The sequence below is a fragment of the Providencia sp. PROV076 genome, assembly GCF_028483405.1.
Classification (GTDB): Bacteria; Pseudomonadota; Gammaproteobacteria; order Enterobacterales; family Enterobacteriaceae; genus Providencia; species Providencia huaxiensis.
In genome coordinates, this window is the sequence record NZ_JAMPRR010000019.1 from 1 (window position 1) to 22,233 (window position 22,233).

A 22,233-nucleotide genomic window follows, 5' to 3' on the forward strand; every position below is an offset into this window, starting at 1 on the left:
TCTAGTCGCATACTTATGTAATTAGTTATATTCTCAAATTATAGCTATTCAAAATAAAATGGGCGCTCATAACTGGCGCCCATTTCAATTAAGTTAAAATTTGCCTAATCAATCAATTGCAGCAACAATCTTAATTTCGACTTTATATTCAGGCTTCATTAGTAATGCTTGGACAGTACAACGGACAGGCGCACTTCCAGCAACAACCCATGCATCCCATGCTTGGTTCATACCTGCAAAATCGGCTTTATCAGCGAGAAAAATAGTCGCATCAAGGATTTTACTTTTGTCTGAGCCAACACGCTCAAGCATGACATCAATCGCTGCAAGCGTGTTTGCTGTTTGGGCAACAATGTCAGCATCAAGGTTTTCAGGAACACTGGTGTAGTAAATTACATCATTGTGAATAACAGCTTCCGACCAACGATTATCTGGGTCAATGCGTTTGATAGTCATAATTATTCCTTATTATACATGTAGCTCAAGAATAACAGTTTGTAGGTAGGATGAAAATCAGTTGTTCAACGAAACAATAATTACCTCAGCAGGGTTAATAAACTCATGGTAAAGTGTGGGCCCTCATTATTACTCATAAATAGGTCTTGTAGTGCACGACGATTTTTCTGCGGATGGCTTTTTAGCCAGAACAATTCCCGGTTTTCAGCCTCGAGAAGCACAAGTTACTATGTCAAACGCAGTAACCGAGTCGATTGAGCAGCAGCATGTGCTAGTGGCGGAAGCTGGTACTGGAACAGGAAAAACTTATGCGTATTTAGTTCCTGCATTGCGTAGCGGAAAAAAAGTTATTGTTTCAACGGGCTCAAAGGCCTTACAAGATCAACTGTATCACCGGGACTTACCAACAATTATTGAGGCCATGAATTACACTGGGCGCACAGCCTTGTTAAAAGGGCGTTCGAATTATTTATGTCTAGAGCGATTAGACCAACAATCCCTCGGGGGTGGTAGTCTTGAGCCTGAGATATCGTCAGCGGTTGTGAGGCTACGCAGTTGGTCCATCGAATCTGAGCTAGGAGATACAAGTACTTGCCATGATATCGCTGAAGATAGCTCAGTTTGGCCATTGGTAACCAGCACTAATGATAATTGCCTTGGCAGTGATTGCCCGCGTTATCAAGACTGTTTTGTTTTAAAAGCACGACGCAAAGCATTAGAAGCCGATATTGTTGTTGTGAATCACCACTTATTTATGGCTGATAGAGTGGTGAAAGACACAGGTTTTGGTGAGCTAATCCCCCAAGCAGAAGTCATGATTTTTGATGAAGCGCACCAAATTCCTGATATAGCCAGCCAATATTTTGGCCAGCAACTTAGTAGTCGCCAATTGCTGGATCTGGCGCGCGATATGATTATGACCTATCGAACAGAGCTAAAAGACCAAGTGCAGCTACAAAAAAGTGCAGATAGACTCACGCAAAGCACGTTAGACTTTCGGCTCAATTTGGGTGAAAACAGTTTCCGTGGCAATTTACGTGATTTACTGAAACGTCCTGAAGTACAAAGGGCGTTGACGCTCCTTGATGATTCCCTTGAACTTTGTTACGAAGTGATTAAAACCACTTTAGGCCGCTCACAGAGCTTAGACTCTATTTTTGAGCGCGTCACAATATACCGAAATCGTTTAAACCGTTTAAAAGATGTGACAATTGCGGGTTACAGCTATTGGTTTGAAAGTTATGGTCGCCATTTTTTATTGGCACTAACACCCTTAACGGTTGCAGATAAATTCAGTGAAATGATTGCAAGTACGCCGGCCAGTTGGGTATTTACATCAGCGACGTTGTCAGTAAATGAGAAACTAAATCACTTCACTGACCGTTTAGGTTTAGTTACTGCAAAAACGTTATTATTAGCCAGTCCATTTGATTATCAAAGCCAAACTTTATTATGCGTTCCTCGCTTTTTACCAGAACCCAATCAACGAGGTTTAGCACAAAAATTGGCAACAATGCTACGACCTATGATTGAAAAAAATCGGGGGCGCTGCTTCTTTTTATGTACCTCACATCTGATGATGCGCGAATTGGCGGAAGAATTTAAATCTTCATTGACATTGCCGGTCTTAATGCAGGGGGAAAGTAGTAAGAATAAACTATTGTCTCAGTTCATTTCAGCGGGGAATGCCGTGTTAGTCGCGACGAGTAGTTTCTGGGAAGGGGTTGATGTGCGAGGGGATGAACTCACTTGTGTCATTATTGATAAACTCCCATTTACGGCACCGGATGACCCGTTATTAAGAGCCCGCATCGAAGATTGTGAATTACGGGGGGGAGATCCATTCTCGGATGTTCAATTACCCGATGCCGTTATTACTTTAAAACAAGGTGTGGGCCGGTTAATTCGTGATACCAGTGACTATGGTGTCATCGTCATTTGTGATAACCGTTTAGTGACTCGCCCTTATGGTGAGGTTTTTTTACGTAGCCTTCCGCCATCACCACGGACAAGAAGTATACAAAAAGCAATTGCATTTCTTGAAGAAAAAAGGCAAGAAGCAGATAGAGCAAGCTAAATCCTATCTTGTTTTTCTGCTATTCCTACAGCCGTTTGTGCTAATATAAACGGCATCTTTTAATCAAAAACTATTAATTTGCCGGAGTTTAGGCATGTCGAGTCGTATTCTTGCTGTTGATACAGCAACAGAAGCCTGTTCAGTCGCGCTTTGGAGTGATGGTGACATTATTTCGCGTTTTGCTATTTCTCCTCGCGAGCACACGCAAAAAATTTTACCAATGGTTGAGGACGTTCTTGCAGAAGCAGGAATGGGGTTGAGCCAGTTAGATGCATTGGCTTTTGGGCGTGGTCCTGGCAGTTTCACGGGTGTTCGTATTGGTGTTGGGATCGCACAAGGGCTAGCATTAGGGGCTAATTTGCCTATGATCGGCATTTCCTCTTTAATGACACTTGCAGAAGGCGCCTTTCGTATTGAGGGCCATGAACAGGTATTAGTGGCTATAGATGCACGGATGTCAGAAATCTATTGTGCCCAATATCAGCGAACAGCTGAAGGTCGATGGCTAGGTGAAGACACTGAAGCCGTTTTACTTCCCGATGATTTTGAAAGTAAATTTGCCAAACTTTCAGGGCGTTGGGGTTATGCAGGCACAGGGTGGGAAGCTTATCCTTCATTATTGAATGCATCAGCTACATTAGCTAACAGCCATATAACGCTGCCTGATGCGCAAGATATGTTACCCATTGCAGCTCAATTATGGCAACAGGGAAAAGTGGTTGCCGTTGAAAATGTCGAACCGATTTACTTACGTAATGAAGTTACATGGAAAAAATTGCCTGGTCGTGAATAAGATACAGGAAGTTAATTGATATCGAATTGGCTATATCTCGTGATATAGCCAATTTTTTTATATTAAACATAAAACCAATCAAATATTGATTATAAAAAATACAAATCGAATCATTTAATAATTTAGGGTATTATTAGGCAGTAATAGAACTATTATGGCGACTTTTAACATATCGTGTTTTTGTTTGCTAAATGCTATTTAAAACTGTATTACCTGAATTTATAATATAGCTAATCGGAGGTGGTCTATGAATATTGAATTAAACTGCCGTAATGCACTTAAAGGCCTTTTTGTTGCAAGCGTATTAGCACTAACAGGGTGTGTTTCTATACCAGCTTCAATTCAAGGTTCGGTTCAAAACCCAACAGATAACTTAACATCTGTACAAAATGCCCCTGAAATGTATATTGGTCAGGAGGCGCGTTTTGGTGGAAAAGTCCTTGCCGTTGAAAATGAAGCTGCAAGAACACGTTTAGAAATTGCGGTGATGGCATTAAATAAATATGATGCAGCGCCAGAACTTAATGCGCCTTCTATTGGGCGTATTTATGCTTATCTAAATGGCTTCCGTGAACCAAGTGATTTTACTAATCGTTATATCACTGTAGTGGGGAAAATCACGGGTGAGCAGCAAGGGAAAGTAGGGCAAGTTCCTTATAAGTACGTCACGTTAGATGTTACTGGTTTCCAACGCTGGAATGTTGCTCAAAGTGTTATGATCCCACCATCTGGCCCGTGGGGTTATGGTTATTACGGAGACCCATATTTTTATAATCACCCATGGGGTTATGGTTATGGATACGGTTACCCTGGGGGACCAGTACCCGTACAAACTTATTTAACAGAATAACACTCCCGTATCTGTTTAAAGGCCCTGCTTATAGCAGGGCCTTTTTGCTAGCACAAAAAAGAATATCCAAATAAGCGTTAATAGATAAAAGTACGCAATAGAAACATTAATTAAAATATAATTCCAATAAAAGTGACTTCGGTTAACGTAATAGGCTAAATCCCTTCTTAAGTGGCTAGATAACCACTCCAAAAATCACGTAACATCATGTATAATTGCGCAATCTTGTACAGATTTACATCTGTTTAACTAATTTAAGACAAACTAGGCGGCTTAGTCCGCCTAGTTTTTTCTTGAAGGAACAAAATTTATTTAGTGATAGACCTCTCAACCTTGACATTGTCTGTTTTTCAAACTGGTACGCTGAGTTAATAATTTGTTAAAAGAGATGTTGAGTATAATAACTTCACTAAATTCAGGAGTAACATTTTGGAAAAAATCTGGCTAAAAAATTACCCTGCTGATGTGCCGGAAGAAATCAATCCTGATAGCTTCGCTTCTCTAGCAGAGTTACTTGAAAATGCGGTCTCTCAATTTGCCGACCAACCTGCATTCATTAACATGGGCGCGGTGATGACTTATCGGAAACTTGAAGAGAGAAGCCGCGCTTTTGCTGCCTACTTACAAAATGGACTTGGCCTTAAAAAAGGGGATCGTGTCGCGTTAATGATGCCAAACCTATTACAATATCCGATAGCCTTGTTTGGGATATTACGTGCAGGTATGGTTGTCGTAAACGTTAACCCACTTTATACCCCAAGAGAATTAGAGCATCAATTAAATGATAGCGGTGCAACAGCAATTGTCATTGTGTCGAATTTTGCGCATACATTGGAAAAAATTGTTTTCAATACCAAAGTGAAACACGTCATTTTAACTCGGATGGGTGACCAGCTTTCACGCCCTAAAGCTACAATTGTTGATTTTGTCGTCAAATATGTAAAACGCTTAGTCCCTAAATATAATTTACCCGATGCGATCTCCTTTCGCCGTGCCATGCATTATGGCTATCGTATGCAATATATTAAACCTAATATTACTGGCGATGACTTGGCCTTTTTGCAATATACGGGTGGAACGACGGGGGTTGCTAAAGGAGCGATGTTAACTCATCGCAACATGCTAGCAAACATTGAGCAGGCAAGGGCAGCTTACGGGCCTGTATTGAAATTTGGCGCTGAATTTGTTGTCACTGCGTTACCGCTGTATCACGTTTTTGCATTGACAGTAAACTGCTTACTGTTTATCACTGTAGGGGGCGTTAACTTATTGATTACCAACCCTAGAGATGTGCCCGATACCGTAAAACAATTAGGACGTTATCCCATTACATCAATTACGGGGGTTAATACCTTATTTAATGCATGGCTGCACAATGAAGAGTTTAAAAAACTGGATTTTTCACGTTTACGCCTTTCAGTTGGCGGCGGCATGCCTGTTCAAAAAGCAGTTGCAGAAAAATGGCAAAAGCTCACAGGAAAACATTTACTCGAAGGATATGGTTTAACAGAATGTGCCCCACTAGTAACCGGTAATCCTTATAATTTAACCAGTTATAGTGGAAGTATTGGTTTACCTGTTCCGTCAACAGATGTTAAATTTCTTGATGATGAAGGCAATGAAGTTGCTATTGGTGAGCCAGGTGAAATGTGGGTAAAAGGTCCTCAAGTCATGAAAGGCTATTGGAACCGGCCTGATTCCACCGCTGATACGATAGTGGATGGTTGGTTAGCAACGGGGGATATCGCTGAAATAGATAGCGAAGGGTATATCCGCATTGTTGATCGTAAAAAAGATATGATTATCGTTTCGGGTTTTAACGTCTATCCTAATGAAATCGAGGATGTTATTTCTGCACATCCTGATGTTATAGAGTGTGCTGCAATTGGCGTACCAAGTGAAAATACCGGCGAAGCGGTTAAAGTTTTCGTTGTAACGAAAAATGCGAATTTAACGGGTGATGAGCTAAAAACCTTTTGCCGTCGTTCATTAACCGCGTATAAAGTCCCTAAGATATTTGAATTTCGTGATGAATTACCAAAATCTAATGTGGGTAAAATTCTGCGTAAAGACCTACGTGATGAAGAAAAATTGCAAAGAGAAAAATCACAAGTATGATTGTGGTTCAGTCTTAAACTATGAATAGATGACGCCGGTTTTAGCCGGCGTCATTGTGATGAAAATAAAAAAAGAGAAACTTGTTTTGAATTATCGTTTAGTAACTACAGATAGCGAATTAGCCCAAGTATGCCAAGAGGCGAGTAATGCACCATGGCTCGCTTTGGATACCGAGTTTGTTCGTACCCGAACATATTACCCACAACTAGGTTTGCTACAACTATATGATGGAAAACAAGTTTCGTTAATTGATCCATTATTAATGACGGATTTTAGCCCGTTCAAAGCACTTCTGACGAACTCTGCGCAACTTAAATTTTTACATGCAGGGAGTGAAGACCTTGAAGTGTTCATGCATGATTTTGATTGTGTTCCTGAGCCGATGATCGATACACAAATTGTAGCGGCATTTTTAGGTTATCCAATTTCTTGTGGCTTTGCGTCATTGGTTGCTGAGCATTTAGGCATTGAACTAGATAAAAGTGAATCACGGACAGACTGGCTTGCGCGCCCACTGAGTGAAAAACAATGTGATTATGCTGCTGCTGATGTGCTGTATTTACTACCATTAGCTGAAATTCTGATGGAAAAAGTGACTGAAGCGGGCTATTTGGAAGATGCTAAAGATGAGTGCCAACGTGTTGTGGCCCGCCGGCAAAAAGCGTTAAAGCCTGAAAAAGCCTACATGAATATTCATAATGCATGGCAGCTACGTGATGAGCAGCTCGCCTGTTTGCAATTATTAGCCCAATGGCGTTTAAATCAAGCAAAAGCCCGCGATATGGCGGTTAATTTTGTGGTAAAAGAAGAGCACCTGTGGAAGATCGCCCGTTATTTACCGGGTTCGCTCGGTGAACTCGATGCGCTTGGTTTAACGGGGCAAGAAATTCGTTGCCATGGTAAGCGCTTATTATCAATTGTCGAACAAGCTAAACAACTCGATGAGAGCCAATACCCAGCTCCTGTGTCGAATATTACTGAACAGAGCCAATACAAAAGCGTATTTAAAGAAATTAAAACAGTAGTCAAAGATATTGCTGAAAACGAAAAATTTAATGCAGAGCTATTGGCCTCTAGGCGGCAAATTAACCAATTACTGTCTATTCATTGGGGATTAAAGTCTTCGGCTACACCTCCTGAGCTGTTGGCGGGCTGGAGAGGGCGGTTACTTGCAGAACCCATCGCAAAGTTATTAGCGAACGTATAATGCATTCAGGTACAAGAAGAGTGCTCCTTGTACCTAATTTAAATACCTGAGTCTATTTATCTTTATCTTTATCTTTATCTCCATTATTCATTCAATAAACTTATAAAAACATATATCTTATTTGTTTTTAAATATGTTTATTTGTTTTTTTAATTAAAAACTGTAATTAGTCTTAAAAATCAAATCAATTATTAATGTAAAAAGTAATAAATAAAACCACTTATTTCAGGGTTTTTAATTAACCAATTAAAAAATAAAAAGTTATTTTATTTTAATGCTTTAATAATGAAAGGTTGAATTATATTTCTTACATTTGTAAATGAAAATTATTTTTATATACTGAATCTCGAGCATTAAAGGAAAGAGTAATCTTTTATTTAATGTGTTCCTTTAATAAACCAACCTAATTCAAACTTCTATTTAAGAGGGTGAATAAATGAAAAAATTATCACTAATTACAGTCGCAGTATCTTTCTCTATATTCTCTGTTGGTGTTATGGCAGAAACGGAATCAGCGCAAAGCTTAAGTTACGTAGATAATGAAACAAATATTATTGTTGATAAAACCCAATCAACCATGGGGCCACACGGCGGTAGTATTGGTGCACCGGGTATCGGTTCTCGCTTTATGAGAGATGGGAAAACGATTTCATTTTCAGGTTTAAAAAACTTAGTCACGCAAAAGCCAGACAATGTTTATGTTTTGGAAAGTGGCGGTAGCCCGCACGGCGGAATGGGTAAGTTCCAATTTAGCCAGGTTGCAGATGCTGAGGTATATTTCGGTGATTGGTCACAAACTGGGGAAGCCGATGACGCAATGCACACGGTTTATTTCTCCGGTGAAAATGCAACGACAGAAGTGCCAACCAGTGGCCAAGCGACTTATACTATAGCGGGTATTAACCAGTTTGCAGGTGAAGCAAAACAGACGGGTTGGTTTAATGCTGATTTTACAGATAAATCATATACAGGTTCATTAGAAGGAACGAATAGCCACTCCATGGCGGGGGATATTAAAGAAGACGGTAAATTTAGCGGTACTGCCATTGCCAATGGAATACACCAAGGTGATAGTATGGGGCAACTCTTTGGGGATAATGCAGAACAAGTGGCGGGTATTCTCTCTTATGAGAATAACCGTGAGTTAGACACGGCATTTGGTGGCCAGAAAGACGAATAATTACTGAACATATAATAAGCTAAAAAAAGTAGGCAAAAGTGATTTTGTCTACTTTTTTATTTTTGTCATTAAAATGGTAGCCTAATCATGTTAATTTTTAATAAAAAAACAGATTTAATATATTTGAGTTTATTATTATTTTTTTCTCTTCCTTCGGTATTGTCAGCTCAAGAGCTAAAAGGAGGAGTTATCGGTAATTTAAAAGATTATAGTAACGAAAAACTTCAATCAGAAATAAATAATATTAAATATAGTAAAAAAAATATCGACGAACTTGGTTTTATTCTTTATGATCTCATTCAGAAAAAAGATTTCGATAAAATAAATGGAATTATTGGTAATTACGTTAACCACAAAGACCACGATAAAGAATTGGTTAAATACATTCATTCTGAGAAGGCAATGTTAAATAAGCAGTATGATTTAGCAATTAGCCTATATAATGAGATTTTGATTCACAAACCTAATATGTTGTTGGTTGAGTTAAAATTTGCACAAGCACTAATCTATGTTAAACATTATGAATCAGCATTGTCAATATATCAAAATATAAAAACAAAATATAAAGGAAGAATATCAATTCGATTAACTGAATTTATTAAAAATAAAATAATAGATTTAGAAAATAAAAATCATTGGCAAGGTACAATTAAGCTAGGTTCAAGTTATGATTTTAATTTAAATGAAGCATCAAATAGCCGTGAGATGTACTGTTTTCGTCGTAAATGTATGAATAGTAGTAACCAGTCTATCGCTGGTGGAAAGTGGCATTATTATACTAAATTATCAAAGCGTTTTCCTCTAGTAGGAAACCACTCAACGGTACTCTCATTAGGTATAGTTGGGGTAGAGCCAATGAAAACAGTCGCGGTTAGAAAAACAAATATATATGCTACTGGGGAGTATCAATTTGATAACGCGAATACAACGTTCCATATACAGCCCACCCTTGAGGCTAAATGGTATGATAACCAATACTATAATTTAAGCCTAGGAGGAAAAATAGCGACAGAATACACGTTAAATCATCGGGTGACCTTGTTAGGTAATATTGAATATAAAAATAAAACTTACCCTTATAAGTATAGTTTTAATAACGGCGATAAATGGGTTTATTCAGTTACTGGTACCTATTTAATAAACCCTCGATTAATGGTTTTTGGCAGTTTTTATGGAGCTAATAGGAAAAAGCAATACGATAGTGATAGCTATGTACAATATGGGGTTAGAGCTGGTTTTTTAAAAGTAACCGAACTGTGTGACCTACTTATTGCAATAGGTTATAAGCAAACAAACTTTGAACGGTTTGATGCATTTTTGAATGTAAAAAGAAAAGATCATAATGGGTATTTAAATAGCCAATTAACGTTTGATAAAAATAAGATATTAACTTTTACGCCTTCTATTTATTTTAATAGCCAAGTGAATAAGAGCACGGCAGATATTATTTATTCTTTTAAGCAAAGTGAAGTCGGTGTCAATTTCACCAAGAAATTTTAATTTTCACCGGAACAGATAATGAAAATCAAAACAGTGATAGCCATTAATATCGCGACAGGGTTATCTATTGGCAGTATTGCAAATTCAGTCTATGGACAACAAAGTGCAAATATTGGCTCTATTGTAGTTAATGATAAAGCAACAACTATCAAAGAGCGTGATAGAAAAGGGGCGGATGACCAATATGATAAAGACGAGTCAAATATTTATATTAGTAAAGAAGAAATTGATCGTTATAAAGGCACTAACCCTGCAGACACCATTAATCATGCAGTAGGGGTATATAGTGGTGACGCCCGTAATAGCGGGGCAATAGACCCCAATGTACGAGGGATACAGGGGCAAGGGCGTGTCCCGGTGACTGTAGATGGTACAGAGCAAGCTATCACTGTTTGGCGTGGTTATAATGGCGCGAATAATCGTAACTATATCGACCCGAATATGATTAGTAGCATTAAGGTAATGAAAAGTGCAACGCTAGACCGCAATGTACGTACATCGACAGGCGGTGGAGTTGCCATAACAACGCTAGGCATTGATGACGTTGTGGATAAATACAGCAAGTTTGGTTTTGATATTAAATTAGAAACATCGAGTAACTCGACAAAACCGAGGGTTAATCAATTAAGCCACGGTATAGATTACCGTGATGATAAGCGGCTATTGAATACGTTAGACATGCAGAAATTTCGTGGGATTTATTTTAAAGATCACGAAATGCTTGTTGATCCTCGGAGTAAAGGTAACGCTAATTTCTTTAATCTGCAAGATAACGCAGCGCGTATTGCCATTGGGACACGGCAAGAAAAGTTTGATTTGATGCTGGCATACAGCTATCGCAACCAAGGTAATTATTTTGCTGGGCGCCGAGGGGCGGGTAAATTTTATGACGACATCATTACTTATGACCCTAATAGCCCAAATAAAGCGATAGACCCATATATGCCCTTCGTTGCTAGGATTTATGGGCCAAACAAAGAGGTGGCGAATACATCAAATGAAATGTCGACATTGTTGGCTAAATTAAACGTGATGCTACCTAATTCACAGGACTTATCCCTTGGTTATATGCATACATCAAGTCATTATGGCGAAATCATGCCATCGCAAATTCGGTATCATGATTTAGAGGGAAAAATTCCACAATGGCCTTTAGCTAACTTGGCGCTAAATACTTTTTACGCCAATTATTCGTTCAAACCTGAGTCCATTGGTTGGATTGACTTTCGATTAGGCTATTGGTTGACAAAAACGGATTTAAATTCAAATACCGCAGGTGGCCAACCTAGGGAACCAATGGAAAGGGATTGGAATTATGAATTTGGTCGAGATAAAAATGTAGCTAAAAATCCTGCTATCAATGGCACCTTAGTTGATGGGATTAAATTAAACCAACTAAACGATCGCTATGGTGTTTCATTATCTAATAAATTTCAAATTACACCTGAATTTAAAGTAACGTTAATGGGGAGCTTAATTGATGAAACCATTGGTAGCCGTGAAGATATCTTTAATTCGGATTCTAGCCCAAAGGGTAACATGTTCCGAGCTATCCCTAGGGAAGGTAAACGTCGGGAATATAATGGGACTATTCGCTTTGATTGGCAGCCTACTGATTGGTTAAGTCTGAATGCAGGCGCTCAATATATTAGCTACTGGTCAAGGGATTTATTAAAAGAGAGACGCATTGTGGCTAAAGATATAAATTATGCACCTTATAGCCATATAACGGCGAGAAATTTTCGACTCTCTCGTGTATTAAGTGAGAAAGAGTACCAAGTCATACAAGAGTATGTTGATGATAAAGGGAAGACATTTAAAGATACAGCAGAAAGACCTTATGAAAGGCGAATTTTTATCGAAAAAGCACTAAATATGAAAGCAGATTCATTAATGTATGCTCGTTATCGAATGGATGTAAATAGAAAAAATTCAGAGTTTAGAATTACAGAAAGAAACAATATAGTAAAATGGAAGGTGGATGAAAATAACCGGTTTATACGAAAAAATAATCCATTCTATAACGGCGAGATTGATTTAAAAGAAGAAATAATTGACCCCGTAACAGGCTTAAAAGCAAAAAAATACCGAAAAGCAGATATTACTAATAACGGGTATGATGAAGTGAAATATTCCAATAAACAAAAATTTAAATCGCCGAAAAGAAATGAAGAATCAGCTTGGGCTCCGGCATTAGGGGCAACAATTTACTTAACAGAGAACGATCGAATATTTGGGCGTTATTTAGAAACCGTTAGGATGCCAAGTATCTTTGAAGACACTATTGGTTTTTCGGGGGGAAGAGAGCCGAATTACACACCACCGGTTTATTTGCCAGAACGCAGCCATACGATAGAACTGGGATATGTGCGTAATTTCCAAGGTCTCGTCGCAGCAGAAAACCATGCTGATTTACGCATAAACTACTATAACACGGTTGTCACAAACGCATTTGATAGGAACGACAGATTAGTCTTTACGCAGGTTGATAAACATAATACGGCCGGTTTGGAACTGTTGGCGCGTTATGATAATGGCTGGGTATTCGGTGACTTAGGTGTGGATTACCGCTTGAAAAATGAGGTTTGTGATGAAGTTTCACTGATGGTAATGGACCCCTATAACAAATTTGGTGGCTCAGAGTGTACAACAGCAGGGTTCCCTGGTGGCTATTTGCGTACTCAACTGCAGCCTAAGTACAGCATCCATGCCAACCTTGGTCTGCGTTTCTTAGATGAACGTTTAGAAGTGGGGAGTCGTTTGCGTTATCACAGCAAAGCAAAAAATGAAGATGAAGCGGAAATGATGGATAAATACCCGTACCAGTATGCGCCATTAAACAATGACCCGATGAGTTGGAATGCTGTTTTTACCGCTGATGCTTATGTTAATTATCAGTTTAATAAAGACCTAGCATTTGAATTATTAGCCACCAATTTATTTGATGAATATTATATAGACCCATTAACCCGCAGTATGATGCCTGCACCGGGTAGGACTGTGCGTTTCAATATCACCAGTCGTTTCTAAAAAGGATCCCCCTTCGCTGATACTGTTGCATTTATGTATTGGTGAGGGGGCTATTAGGGATATTAAAATGATTACTTTACGTTTTAATTTTGCTGTGATGGTTTCTTTATTATTTCATTTTGGCATCGTTTTTTATTGTTTAAATATAGAGAAAACACGCTCTGCACAAATTTACACGCCAATATATGCGGCTATCGTCTCTGTTGCATTGACACAAAATGTAATTGAAAAACAAACAAATGACGTCACATTAAATAATAAGCTAGTGGGAGGCTTACTTGCAGAGTCACAACAAAATGAAAATGCTGTAATTAAAGTTGCTAATAAAAAAAATACGCATAGTGATGAAAATAAAGCGTCAGAAAAACAAAAAAAAATTATCGAGAAAAAAGAACAAAAACAGCCAAATAAAAAAGTGATTAAGCAGAAAGAACAGGAAAAAAAAAGTGATAATGTAAAACAAGAACAGCGTGTAGGTAAAAACGATAGCCAATCTTATGCAGCAGGCCAAGCGGGAGCACAAAGGACGACCTCGGTAGGAAACGCAACAGATTCAAACTACCAAAGTTATATTGATAAACTACGTAGTGAAATTGAACGACATAAACGTTACCCAAGAAAAGCGAGAAATACCAATGTTCAAGGAACGGTTCTGGTGAATTTTACGCTTACGCCATTGGGGGAGATCACAAAGGTGAGTATTGAAAAGTCTTCTATGCATGTTCAACTGGACGAAGCCGCATTAGCTGCAACACTAAAGAGCCGCTCTGTTGGAGTGCCACCGGAAGGTCTAAGAAAACAGCACACGTTGGAAATTAAATTTAAGCTATAAAAGGATTAAAACATAACTTCTGGCTAATCAGGGCAAATTACATAGTAAAAAAGCAAGCCGCCATAATGTATAGCGGCTTCTTTGCGAATTATTTTTCTACTGTCGTGGTTTTAATTTCATCACCTTCAGGAAGTGTGACATTTAATTCCAAAACAGAAATATCATCGTCTTTTTGTTCAAATTGCAATGACAACATTTCAGGGTCAATTTGCACATATTTACAGATAACCTGCAAAATATCGCGTTTCATATCAGCAAGATATGGGGGCTCACTATCACCACGGCGACGTTCAGCGACGATGATTTGTAATCGCTCTTTTGCGATATTCGCTGTCGTTTTTTTTCTCGACAGAAAGAAATCCAATAAAGCCATTATTTACCCCCCAAATAGGCGTTTTAAGAAACCTTTTTTCTCTTCTTCAATGAAACGGATAGGGCGATCTTCACCTAAAATACGCGCAACACAATCATCATAGGCTTGGCCTGCATCAGATTCTGTATCTAAAATGACCGGCTCACCTTGGTTAGAAGAGCGCAGTACAGATTGGTCTTCAGGAATAACGCCAATCAAAGGAATACAGAGGATCTCGAGGACATCTTCCATGCTTAGCATATCGCCACGAGTTACACGTCCAGGGTTATAGCGTGTCAATAATAAGTGTTCTTTAATTGGCGTATCGCCTTTTTCTGCGCGACGTGATTTTGACGCTAAAATACCTAAAATACGGTCAGAGTCACGAACGGAAGAAACTTCTGGATTGGTAGTAATAATGGCTTCATCAGCAAAATAGAGTGCCATTAAGGCACCACTTTCAATACCCGCAGGGGAATCACAAACAATAAAATCGAAACCAAGGTCATCACTCAATTCGTCAAGAATTTTGCCAACGCCTTCGCGAGTTAACGCGTCTTTATCGCGTGTTTGTGAAGCAGGTAAAATGAATAAATTTTCGGTGCGCTTATCTTTGATTAAAGCCTGATTAAGGGTTGCATCACCTTGAATAACGTTTACGAAGTCATAGACTACTCGACGTTCACACCCCATGATAAGGTCAAGGTTACGTAGGCCGATATCAAAATCGATCACTACCGTTTTGTTCCCTTTTTGTGCCAGGCCAGTAGCTATGGCCGCGCTTGAAGTGGTTTTACCAACGCCACCTTTACCTGAAGTCACTACAATTATGCGTGCCATGAATAATTCCTTGTAAATAAGGTCTAATTTAAATATTCGATGTTAAGTTTATTATCAACTAAACAAAGTTTAGCTGCTTTGGCGAGAAATTCAGCAGGGATTTGATCGCTCAGCCAATATTCACCGGCAATTGAGACCAGCTCAGCTTGCAAATGAGTACAATAAATCTGACTTTCAATATCACCAGAGGCTCCAGCTAAAGCACGGCCTCGCATCACGCCATAAATATGGATATTACCATCTGCTAACAGTTCTGCACCTGCACTAACATTGCTTGTGACGATCAGATCACTATTTGGTGCATAAATACGTTGCCCAGAACGAACAGGAGTATTGATAATGCGAGTTTTACGATATAAAGGTTCAGTTTGAACTGTAGCAGTCTGAGGTTCAGGCTGAATTTCAACAGGCTTTTGACTTTTACCTTCATTTAATATCGGTAAACCCGCATCGTTTGCTTTTTGCCGTATCTGTGGGTCAGTACATCCACTGATCCCTACAATACGTAATCCCGCAGAAATAACAGATTTATGAATACTCTGTAAATCGGCATTTGGGGATAATTCAGCAATGTTAATCACGACAGGGGCATTTTTAAAGAAATCAGGAGCCTGATTTACTTTATCTTGCAGCGCTTTTTTGATGAGTTTAGGCTCTTCACTGTATAAGTGAATAACTGAAAGAGTAAAACTGCTGCCTTTAAGTTCTATTGGCGATTGTGGCATCTATCCAGACTCAGCAAATTAAAATTTCCGAAACAATCCTCGGGTGAAGATATTCTGTAAAACAATAGCATGTTATAGTTACTATATACTTCAAGCAAGCTAATGAACTAAGAAAAAGAGTTAAATATAATGATTTGTGCAATTTATAGAAGCCCTAAGCGTGACCAAACTTATCTTTATATTGAGAAGAAAGATGATTTTTCACGTGTTCCTGATGAATTATTAGCTCAATTTGGAACACCTCAATTTGCCATGCTTATCTCATTAGATAAGCGTGAAAGGCTCGCCAATGCTGACTTGGCAAAGGTTAAATTAGACCTCTTAGAAGTTGGTTATTACTTACAATTCCCACCTCCGGTGGAGGATTTGCTTTCAGAACATAAAGAACTGAATAACTAAAGCAAATTAAGAAAATCCTGAAAAGCAAAGATAGTCTGGAGGAGACGAATGAAACCAACGTTATTATATACATTAGTCGCTGGCTTATTTTTAACAAGTTGTTCTGCAACACGGAATGAATCAGTTGTTACTCACCCGATTACCGCAGAACAAAATGCGGCTATAGCTCAAGAAGTCGCTGCTTTAGATAAAGCATTCCCTATTGAACAACGTGAACCATCACAATTTCCTGCTTATGTGGAATTACTGAAAGAACATGCTATTGCTCAGGGAATTAAACCTGCCACCATTGAACGCGCTTTTGCTAATATTCATTTTATTGAGCGTGTTGTGAAAGCTGATAAAGGCCAACCAGAGAAAAGGGCGACGGTTACGTTAGCAAGCTATCTAAAAAATGTACTCCCACAATCGCGTATCAATGCTGGCTATAACAAATATTTAGAAAATAAATCCACTCTAGATGCTATCAGTGATAAATATGGCGTCCCACCTCAGTTCATTGTTTCGTTATGGGGATTAGAAAGTGGTTTTGGGCGCTCGCAAGGTAAAGAAGATGTTGTTTCTGCACTTGCAACACTTTCATTTGAAGGCCGTAGAGAAGCGCTTTTTAGCAAGCAATTATTAGCTGCACTTGAGATAATGGACAAAGGTTATATTCCAGAAGATCAACAGCTCAAAGGTTCATGGGCTGGTGCCATGGGCCAAAGCCAATTTATGCCAACCTCTTATTTGTCTTACGCAGCAGATGGCGATGGTGATGGTAAAATGGACATCTGGAATAATAAATCAGATGTGTTTGCATCTATTGCTAATTATTTATCAACAGAAGGTTGGCAAGCTCAATTACCATGGGGCTACCAAGTTAATTTACCCACAGGTTTTAATAAAACGTTGGAAGGCGTAAAAGCGGAACAAGGGAAATCTGTTCGTGAATGGCAAGAGTTAGGCGTTACATTACCTGCATTTGCTCAATTATCTTCAGACGTAAAAACCTGGGTGGTTATCCCTGATGATCCTGAAGGTAGAGCATTTTTAGTGACTGAAAATTTCCGTACCATTATGCATTGGAACCGCTCATATTATTTTGCATTGAGTGTATGCATGATGGCAGATGGTATCACTAATAAAATACAATAACGATAATAGGAGTACTATTATGTATCAACATCGTGACTGGCAAGGTGCGTTACTTGATTTCCCTGCAAATAAAGTTGTTTGTGTTGGTAGTAATTACGCAAAGCATATAAAAGAGATGGGGTCTGCGACACCAGAAGAACCCGTTATTTTTATTAAACCAGAGACTGCTTTGTGTGATATTACTCAATCAATTGTTATTCCAAAAGATTTTGGTGCTGTGCATCATGAAATTGAGATGGCGATTTTAATTGGTATGCCATTAAAAAATGCAGATGAAGACCGCGTATCACGCTCTATTGCAGGTTATGCAGTTGCATTGGATTTAACCTTACGTGATTTGCAAGCTAAATTTAAAAAAGCAGGTCAGCCATGGGAAAAAAGCAAATCATTTGATGGTTCATGCCCAATTTCCGGTTTTATTCCTGTTAGTAGCCCGAATGACTTACAAAATGTTCAGCTTTCACTGGAAATTAATGGTGAAGTTCGCCAAGAGGGCTCGACGCGTGATATGATCACACCAATTTTACCGCTGATTAGCTATATGTCCCGCTTTTTTACATTACGAGCAGGGGATGTCATCTTAACGGGAACACCTGAAGGTGTTGGCCCATTAGCTTCTGGTGATATGCTAAAATTATCAATTAATGATCACTCGCTGACTACACGGGTTATTTAAGTATAGGATTAATAAGTATTATGTCGCAGTTCTGGCAAGTTAAAACTTTAGATGAGATGACAGATGAAGAATGGGAATCTCTCTGTGATGGTTGCGGGCAATGCTGCTTGCACAAATTAATGGATGAAGATACAGATGAAATCTATTTTACTAATGTCGCCTGTAATCAGCTAAATTTAAAAACTTGCCAGTGTAAGCATTATGAAGACCGCTTCAGCTATGAAGCGGATTGCATAAAGCTTAACCGTTATAACTTAGAAACATTTGAATGGTTGCCAAGTACTTGCGCTTACCGTTTGTTATTAGAAGGAAAATCTCTTCCTGCCTGGCACCCATTAAAAACAGGATCTAAAGCGGCAATGCATAATGAAGGTGTGTCTGTTCGTCATATTGCTGTTAGAGAAATTGACGTGGTGGATTGGGAGGAACATATAATGAATAGACCCATGATAGGAAGAGGCTAGTAGTAATATCTCAAATATACAGTAAATCATTATGGAAATATCTTTGCCAACAGTAGGCTTATTTGCCATTTTAAATATTGCCATTTTGCCTGCAATATTCTCTTTTTTTGAAAAATTTAGCCAAGCTGCATTGATGATGGTCTATACATTTTAATCGCGGTATCATGCTGTTTTATACGAAAATAAATAGTAATAATAATCACACTCAGACTGGGTGTGGTTATTTGCGTTATTAATAATAAGAATTATTTCTAATAAATACTCGATGTTAACCCTCTAATATTATCGTTCCTGACATAAAGTTTGAGTATATGAAAATCTATCTTTAAAACTGTCCACCCACTAATTCTTACGCGTTATAGGCTAAGCTGCAAAGTTTTCATTTAAGAAAATATTATAATTTGTGACTTCTCATTTTGCTTTTCTCAAAATACTTGGCTAATCTGTTTTGGTAAAAGCGACATAAGGGGATAGAAATGAAAACATTTGGGGTGGTGCTCACAATTATTGGTCTCGTTACTGCAATTATTTCTTACAATATGGATGTCAGCATTCCTATTGTATATGGGGAGAGTGTGAAAGATACAGGACTGGCATTTGATAGACAGAATTATATCATTGGTAGTTTGTTAGTCGCATTTTTTGGCGTTCTAATTGTCCTATTTGACAATAAACGACGCAAGTAAAATGGGGGATGTCTTGCCAATAGACGGATGGTCATAATACGTTAGCTAATATGGTTAATATAATCCAGATATTGATAGATATAAGCAGAACACCAATAATTACTCTTAAAAATAAATAAAGTAGCTGATAGCAAAAGCTCTAGGTAATAATGCTGACAAGCTCCAGTATGCTAAACCAGATAAAACTAAGACAAGCAGTAACAAGTAAGTAATGAAATAAATCATATTTTTTAGGGTGTTGAAGTAATAAATAGCTGATAATGATAAAGAATTTTAGGCTAAAGTAATTTATTAGCCGTTGCTGATATAATATTGAACACTTAATGCGATATTGTTTTATTTTCGAATAAAATTGAGTTTATATTAGTTTCACTCAGTTATAATAAATAAATATTTTAATTTAACCTAGAGAATATTTCTTATGAAAAAAATACTTGTGTTAGCTGGTTTGGCTATTATTTCTGGATGTGTTTCCAATGAAACTGAAATGGAGTCAAAGAGTGTAGGCATAGCAAATCCTGCATCAGTATATTGTGAGCAAATTGGGGGGACAGTAGAAATTGAAAATACAGCGGATGGGCAAGTAGGGTACTGTATTTTACCATCAGGTGAAAGAGTAGAAGAATGGGCTCTATACCGCCAGAACAAACACTAGTCAATCTTTCACCTCTTAACTGCCATCAGCAGAAATATTTTGTGAGATTTTTGCTGTAGTTCCCCTCTAATAATTTTTCTATTCTATATTAATCATTTCTTGAAATTAGCCGATATTACTATTATCCAGTATAACTGCCAGTGTTAAGTGTGTTTTCATAGTTTGATCAACGAGATAACTATGTTTATATACATGTAAAATACTTAGTAGACACATCATAAGGCTTTTTTGCGATATTTTGATGGCCTCATATGGATTTGGTAAGGGAGTCATCGTGTTTTTATGGTAAATTATTGATATAAAATATTTTTATCCTTTAATGTCACATAATCGGTAATTTGTAGTACGAAAACAGAAACAGCTACCTTATGTTATGTGATTGCTAAATAAAGTGGGCTTATTAGAACGATTGATTCACTAAAAAGACGCTAAACTGCCTGATAGTAGAAAAATAGCAGAAGGAAAAAGCATCTTTTATTGATGACTTTTTGTATTAGGTCACACTTTAACACACGGAATGAGTGATTTAGGAATATTCCTAATGTCAAAATTTGTAATGTAGATCACCTTTTTATAAAGTGTTCGTTTTAAGAAAATATCATTGATTTCATATGGTTATAAAAAGAGAAAATTGACGTAACGCAGTTTATAGTTTGTACAGTTAATCAAGTTTTCTTATTCTATATCAAAAATAATGATAATTTTTTTTAACATAGGCTCAACTAAATAATTTGATATTTCAGTTTTCACTACAATATCAAGTTGAATGAGTAAAGAATTATATTGCGATTTTATCACTAATTCTTCTATCAGATTTATTTCGTCCGTTTCATTTATTTTGAAATTTTGATTAAAATAGATATTTACCTCGTTAAAAAGCATATTTTAAAATTTTAATAACAACCAAAGCTGACTGTTAATACAAAAGAACATATATACACTCTTGCTGTGTTATTTTGATATTCAAGCATAATAATTCGGAATTCAATATTTGTCATTTTTAGATATGCCATACTCTTATTAAGAATGAATCATTAATTTAATTAATGTTAGTCTCTTGAGTTGATGTTCAGTAATTGATGAATTTCATGGTCATTCTGCAACAAAAAGTATCAAAGTATGAATGAAATTATATATTCAATGTAAATATAATGATTTTTGTTATTTCTAATAATCTGTAATTTCTATTTTGTTAGTTTTTAATGTTATGCAATGGCCAATTTCAATACATTAAAATCTAAATATTAATCTTAGTGCGAGTAAGTTAGTTAAATCTAAACATCAAGCAACCCAATCAATAGATCGCTTTTGATAGCTTGTACCTATCAAAAAATAAATAAGTGATGGAAAAAACGATTTAATAAAACTTAAGTTATTATGTATCCTCTCTTCGAAATCATATAGAGCATATGATTATAAATTCTAAATAGGACTAATTAAGAAAGACATTTACTTGCATTAAATAAATGGTTTAAAAATGAAACATAAATAACTAACTGTATTCAATATACGGTAGAACATCTATTTTCCTTATTTACCAAAATGAAAGCTTAATAAGTTCGTTTAAATGTAAGAATAAAAATCTCATATTAGGAAATGAAAATGAAGAAAGTACTACTGACTGCGGTTGCTACAACAATCATCGGCTTATCAACAGCTAACGCAGCAAATAAAGTTGGCGGTGGCCAAGTTAACTTTAACGGTAAAGTAACTGATGTTTCTTGTACTGTTTCTGTTGACGGTCAAGGTAGCGATGCAAGCGTATACTTAGCACCAATTTCATTAGAAGAAGTTCAAGCAGGTGGTAAAGGTACATTATTAAAACCAAAAACATTTGCAATTGATGTGACTAACTGTTCAGCAACTTCAGCAGATGCTAAGACGATCGGTGTAGTGTGGACTGGCGGTAATTTATTAAGTGGTAGTGAAAAATCAGGTTATTTAGCAAATACTGATATTAATGGTGCAAAAAACATTCAATTCGTTCTGTCTGCTGATGATGCGAAGAAATTCATCGTTCCAGGTACTGCGGCCGGTGAACAACAGCCATCCATGCTAATAAGCAAAATTACTGATGGTTCGCGTTTCCAATATTACGTAGGTTACATCACTGACAAGCCAACAGAAGTTACTGCGGGTGAAGTAAAAAGCTACGCAACTTACGAAATCACTTACCAATAAGAATAGGTTGGTTGTTTTAAATTAGTGTTATTAACGTTGTAGTGAAACACTAATCGATATTATTGCAATAAGCGG

21 protein-coding genes are annotated in these 22,233 nt (G+C 37.5%); 17 read left to right on the forward strand and 4 right to left on the reverse strand.

What is annotated here, in order from left to right; all coding sequences use genetic code 11:
• Positions 1 to 108 precede the first annotated feature (108 nt).
• The gene (locus PSF67_RS13430; RefSeq protein ID WP_102140284.1) at positions 109 to 456 is read right to left on the reverse strand and encodes a RidA family protein; all 348 of its coding nucleotides are present in this window, start codon (positions 454 to 456) and stop codon (positions 109 to 111) included.
• Between the two features lie 151 nt (positions 457 to 607).
• Between PSF67_RS13430 and PSF67_RS13435 the strand changes: the two genes are divergently transcribed.
• The 9 genes from PSF67_RS13435 (at position 608) to PSF67_RS13475 (ending at position 14,043) form a co-directional block, all read left to right on the forward strand.
• Positions 608 to 2,533 carry an ATP-dependent DNA helicase gene (locus PSF67_RS13435; protein WP_272677075.1) on the forward strand — a complete coding sequence of 642 codons (1,926 nt, stop codon included), beginning with the start codon at positions 608 to 610 and terminating at the stop codon, positions 2,531 to 2,533.
• Positions 2,534 to 2,627: 94 nt separating this feature from the next.
• Entirely contained in the window at positions 2,628 to 3,326 is a 699-nt protein-coding gene (gene tsaB, locus PSF67_RS13440) for a tRNA (adenosine(37)-N6)-threonylcarbamoyltransferase complex dimerization subunit type 1 TsaB (RefSeq protein ID WP_272677076.1), read from the forward strand.
• Between the two features lie 247 nt (positions 3,327 to 3,573).
• Positions 3,574 to 4,176 carry a Slp family lipoprotein gene (locus PSF67_RS13445; RefSeq protein ID WP_102140665.1) on the forward strand — a complete coding sequence of 201 codons (603 nt, stop codon included), beginning with the start codon at positions 3,574 to 3,576 and terminating at the stop codon, positions 4,174 to 4,176.
• Positions 4,177 to 4,605: 429 nt separating this feature from the next.
• On the forward strand, positions 4,606 to 6,294 hold the full coding sequence (gene fadD, locus PSF67_RS13450) for a long-chain-fatty-acid--CoA ligase FadD (protein WP_272677077.1): 1,689 nt from the start codon (positions 4,606 to 4,608) through the stop codon (positions 6,292 to 6,294).
• Between the two features lie 85 nt (positions 6,295 to 6,379).
• Positions 6,380 to 7,501, forward strand: coding sequence for a ribonuclease D (gene rnd, locus PSF67_RS13455; protein WP_272677180.1), 1,122 nt, complete (start codon positions 6,380 to 6,382; stop codon positions 7,499 to 7,501).
• Positions 7,502 to 7,937: 436 nt separating this feature from the next.
• Positions 7,938 to 8,681: a Slam-dependent surface lipoprotein gene (locus PSF67_RS13460; protein WP_272677078.1), complete on the forward strand. Its 744-nt coding sequence runs from the start codon at positions 7,938 to 7,940 to the stop codon at positions 8,679 to 8,681.
• 87 nt (positions 8,682 to 8,768) lie between these two features.
• On the forward strand, positions 8,769 to 10,181 hold the full coding sequence (locus PSF67_RS13465; protein ID WP_272677079.1) for a surface lipoprotein assembly modifier: 1,413 nt from the start codon (positions 8,769 to 8,771) through the stop codon (positions 10,179 to 10,181).
• An 18-nt stretch (positions 10,182 to 10,199) separates the two neighbouring features.
• Positions 10,200 to 13,211 (forward strand): TonB-dependent receptor domain-containing protein, encoded by a 3,012-nt coding sequence (locus PSF67_RS13470; protein WP_272677080.1) that lies wholly within the window; start codon positions 10,200 to 10,202, stop codon positions 13,209 to 13,211.
• 67 nt (positions 13,212 to 13,278) lie between these two features.
• Positions 13,279 to 14,043, forward strand: coding sequence for a TonB family protein (locus PSF67_RS13475; protein ID WP_272677081.1), 765 nt, complete (start codon positions 13,279 to 13,281; stop codon positions 14,041 to 14,043).
• An 88-nt stretch (positions 14,044 to 14,131) separates the two neighbouring features.
• On the opposite strand, the gene minE is transcribed toward PSF67_RS13475, so the two are convergent.
• The 3 genes from minE to minC are packed head-to-tail and all read right to left on the reverse strand — an operon-like array spanning position 14,132 to position 15,960.
• On the reverse strand, positions 14,132 to 14,416 hold the full coding sequence (gene minE, locus PSF67_RS13480) for a cell division topological specificity factor MinE (protein WP_102140659.1): 285 nt from the start codon (positions 14,414 to 14,416) through the stop codon (positions 14,132 to 14,134).
• A 3-nt stretch (positions 14,417 to 14,419) separates the two neighbouring features.
• Positions 14,420 to 15,235 (reverse strand): septum site-determining protein MinD, encoded by an 816-nt coding sequence (minD, locus tag PSF67_RS13485; protein WP_125894818.1) that lies wholly within the window; start codon positions 15,233 to 15,235, stop codon positions 14,420 to 14,422.
• Between the two features lie 23 nt (positions 15,236 to 15,258).
• Positions 15,259 to 15,960 carry a septum site-determining protein MinC gene (gene minC / locus PSF67_RS13490; RefSeq protein WP_102140657.1) on the reverse strand — a complete coding sequence of 234 codons (702 nt, stop codon included), beginning with the start codon at positions 15,958 to 15,960 and terminating at the stop codon, positions 15,259 to 15,261.
• A gap of 129 nt (positions 15,961 to 16,089) precedes the next feature.
• On the opposite strand from minC, the gene PSF67_RS13495 reads away from it, so the two are divergent.
• The 8 genes from PSF67_RS13495 (at position 16,090) to PSF67_RS13530 (ending at position 22,158) form a co-directional block, all read left to right on the forward strand.
• Complete coding sequence (locus PSF67_RS13495) at positions 16,090 to 16,359, forward strand: YcgL domain-containing protein (protein ID WP_102140656.1); 270 nt, start codon at positions 16,090 to 16,092, stop codon at positions 16,357 to 16,359.
• A 48-nt stretch (positions 16,360 to 16,407) separates the two neighbouring features.
• Positions 16,408 to 17,496, forward strand: coding sequence for a lytic murein transglycosylase (locus PSF67_RS13500; RefSeq protein ID WP_231068996.1), 1,089 nt, complete (start codon positions 16,408 to 16,410; stop codon positions 17,494 to 17,496).
• A gap of 19 nt (positions 17,497 to 17,515) precedes the next feature.
• Positions 17,516 to 18,172 (forward strand): fumarylacetoacetate hydrolase family protein, encoded by a 657-nt coding sequence (locus tag PSF67_RS13505; protein WP_102140654.1) that lies wholly within the window; start codon positions 17,516 to 17,518, stop codon positions 18,170 to 18,172.
• A 20-nt stretch (positions 18,173 to 18,192) separates the two neighbouring features.
• A complete protein-coding gene (locus PSF67_RS13510) occupies positions 18,193 to 18,636 on the forward strand; it encodes a YcgN family cysteine cluster protein (RefSeq protein ID WP_102140653.1) in 444 nt (147 codons plus the stop codon).
• 31 nt (positions 18,637 to 18,667) lie between these two features.
• Positions 18,668 to 18,790: a hypothetical protein gene (locus PSF67_RS13515; RefSeq protein WP_256372924.1), complete on the forward strand. Its 123-nt coding sequence runs from the start codon at positions 18,668 to 18,670 to the stop codon at positions 18,788 to 18,790.
• 322 nt (positions 18,791 to 19,112) lie between these two features.
• Complete coding sequence (locus PSF67_RS13520; protein WP_102140652.1) at positions 19,113 to 19,322, forward strand: hypothetical protein; 210 nt, start codon at positions 19,113 to 19,115, stop codon at positions 19,320 to 19,322.
• Positions 19,323 to 19,743: 421 nt separating this feature from the next.
• Positions 19,744 to 19,977, forward strand: coding sequence for a putative hemolysin (locus tag PSF67_RS13525; RefSeq protein ID WP_102140651.1), 234 nt, complete (start codon positions 19,744 to 19,746; stop codon positions 19,975 to 19,977).
• Positions 19,978 to 21,579: 1,602 nt separating this feature from the next.
• Positions 21,580 to 22,158: a fimbrial protein gene (locus PSF67_RS13530; protein ID WP_272677083.1), complete on the forward strand. Its 579-nt coding sequence runs from the start codon at positions 21,580 to 21,582 to the stop codon at positions 22,156 to 22,158.
• Positions 22,159 to 22,233 lie beyond the last annotated feature (75 nt).

What these genes read in the sequence shown, in the direction of transcription:
- PSF67_RS13430 (WP_102140284.1), bottom strand. Translation starts at nt 456, where the DNA reads ATGACTATCAAACGCATTGACCCAGATAATCGTTGGTCGGAAGCTGTT.
- tsaB (WP_272677076.1), top strand. Translation starts at nt 2,628, where the DNA reads ATGTCGAGTCGTATTCTTGCTGTTGATACAGCAACAGAAGCCTGTTCA.
- PSF67_RS13445 (WP_102140665.1), top strand. Translation starts at nt 3,574, where the DNA reads ATGAATATTGAATTAAACTGCCGTAATGCACTTAAAGGCCTTTTTGTT.
- PSF67_RS13460 (WP_272677078.1), top strand. Translation starts at nt 7,938, where the DNA reads ATGAAAAAATTATCACTAATTACAGTCGCAGTATCTTTCTCTATATTC.
- PSF67_RS13465 (WP_272677079.1), top strand. Translation starts at nt 8,769, where the DNA reads ATGTTAATTTTTAATAAAAAAACAGATTTAATATATTTGAGTTTATTA.
- PSF67_RS13470 (WP_272677080.1), top strand. Translation starts at nt 10,200, where the DNA reads ATGAAAATCAAAACAGTGATAGCCATTAATATCGCGACAGGGTTATCT.
- PSF67_RS13475 (WP_272677081.1), top strand. Translation starts at nt 13,279, where the DNA reads ATGATTACTTTACGTTTTAATTTTGCTGTGATGGTTTCTTTATTATTT.
- minE (WP_102140659.1), bottom strand. Translation starts at nt 14,416, where the DNA reads ATGGCTTTATTGGATTTCTTTCTGTCGAGAAAAAAAACGACAGCGAAT.
- minD (WP_125894818.1), bottom strand. Translation starts at nt 15,235, where the DNA reads ATGGCACGCATAATTGTAGTGACTTCAGGTAAAGGTGGCGTTGGTAAA.
- minC (WP_102140657.1), bottom strand. Translation starts at nt 15,960, where the DNA reads ATGCCACAATCGCCAATAGAACTTAAAGGCAGCAGTTTTACTCTTTCA.
- PSF67_RS13495 (WP_102140656.1), top strand. Translation starts at nt 16,090, where the DNA reads ATGATTTGTGCAATTTATAGAAGCCCTAAGCGTGACCAAACTTATCTT.
- PSF67_RS13500 (WP_231068996.1), top strand. Translation starts at nt 16,408, where the DNA reads ATGAAACCAACGTTATTATATACATTAGTCGCTGGCTTATTTTTAACA.
- PSF67_RS13505 (WP_102140654.1), top strand. Translation starts at nt 17,516, where the DNA reads ATGTATCAACATCGTGACTGGCAAGGTGCGTTACTTGATTTCCCTGCA.
- PSF67_RS13510 (WP_102140653.1), top strand. Translation starts at nt 18,193, where the DNA reads ATGTCGCAGTTCTGGCAAGTTAAAACTTTAGATGAGATGACAGATGAA.
- PSF67_RS13515 (WP_256372924.1), top strand. Translation starts at nt 18,668, where the DNA reads ATGGAAATATCTTTGCCAACAGTAGGCTTATTTGCCATTTTAAATATT.
- PSF67_RS13520 (WP_102140652.1), top strand. Translation starts at nt 19,113, where the DNA reads ATGAAAACATTTGGGGTGGTGCTCACAATTATTGGTCTCGTTACTGCA.
- PSF67_RS13525 (WP_102140651.1), top strand. Translation starts at nt 19,744, where the DNA reads ATGAAAAAAATACTTGTGTTAGCTGGTTTGGCTATTATTTCTGGATGT.
- PSF67_RS13530 (WP_272677083.1), top strand. Translation starts at nt 21,580, where the DNA reads ATGAAGAAAGTACTACTGACTGCGGTTGCTACAACAATCATCGGCTTA.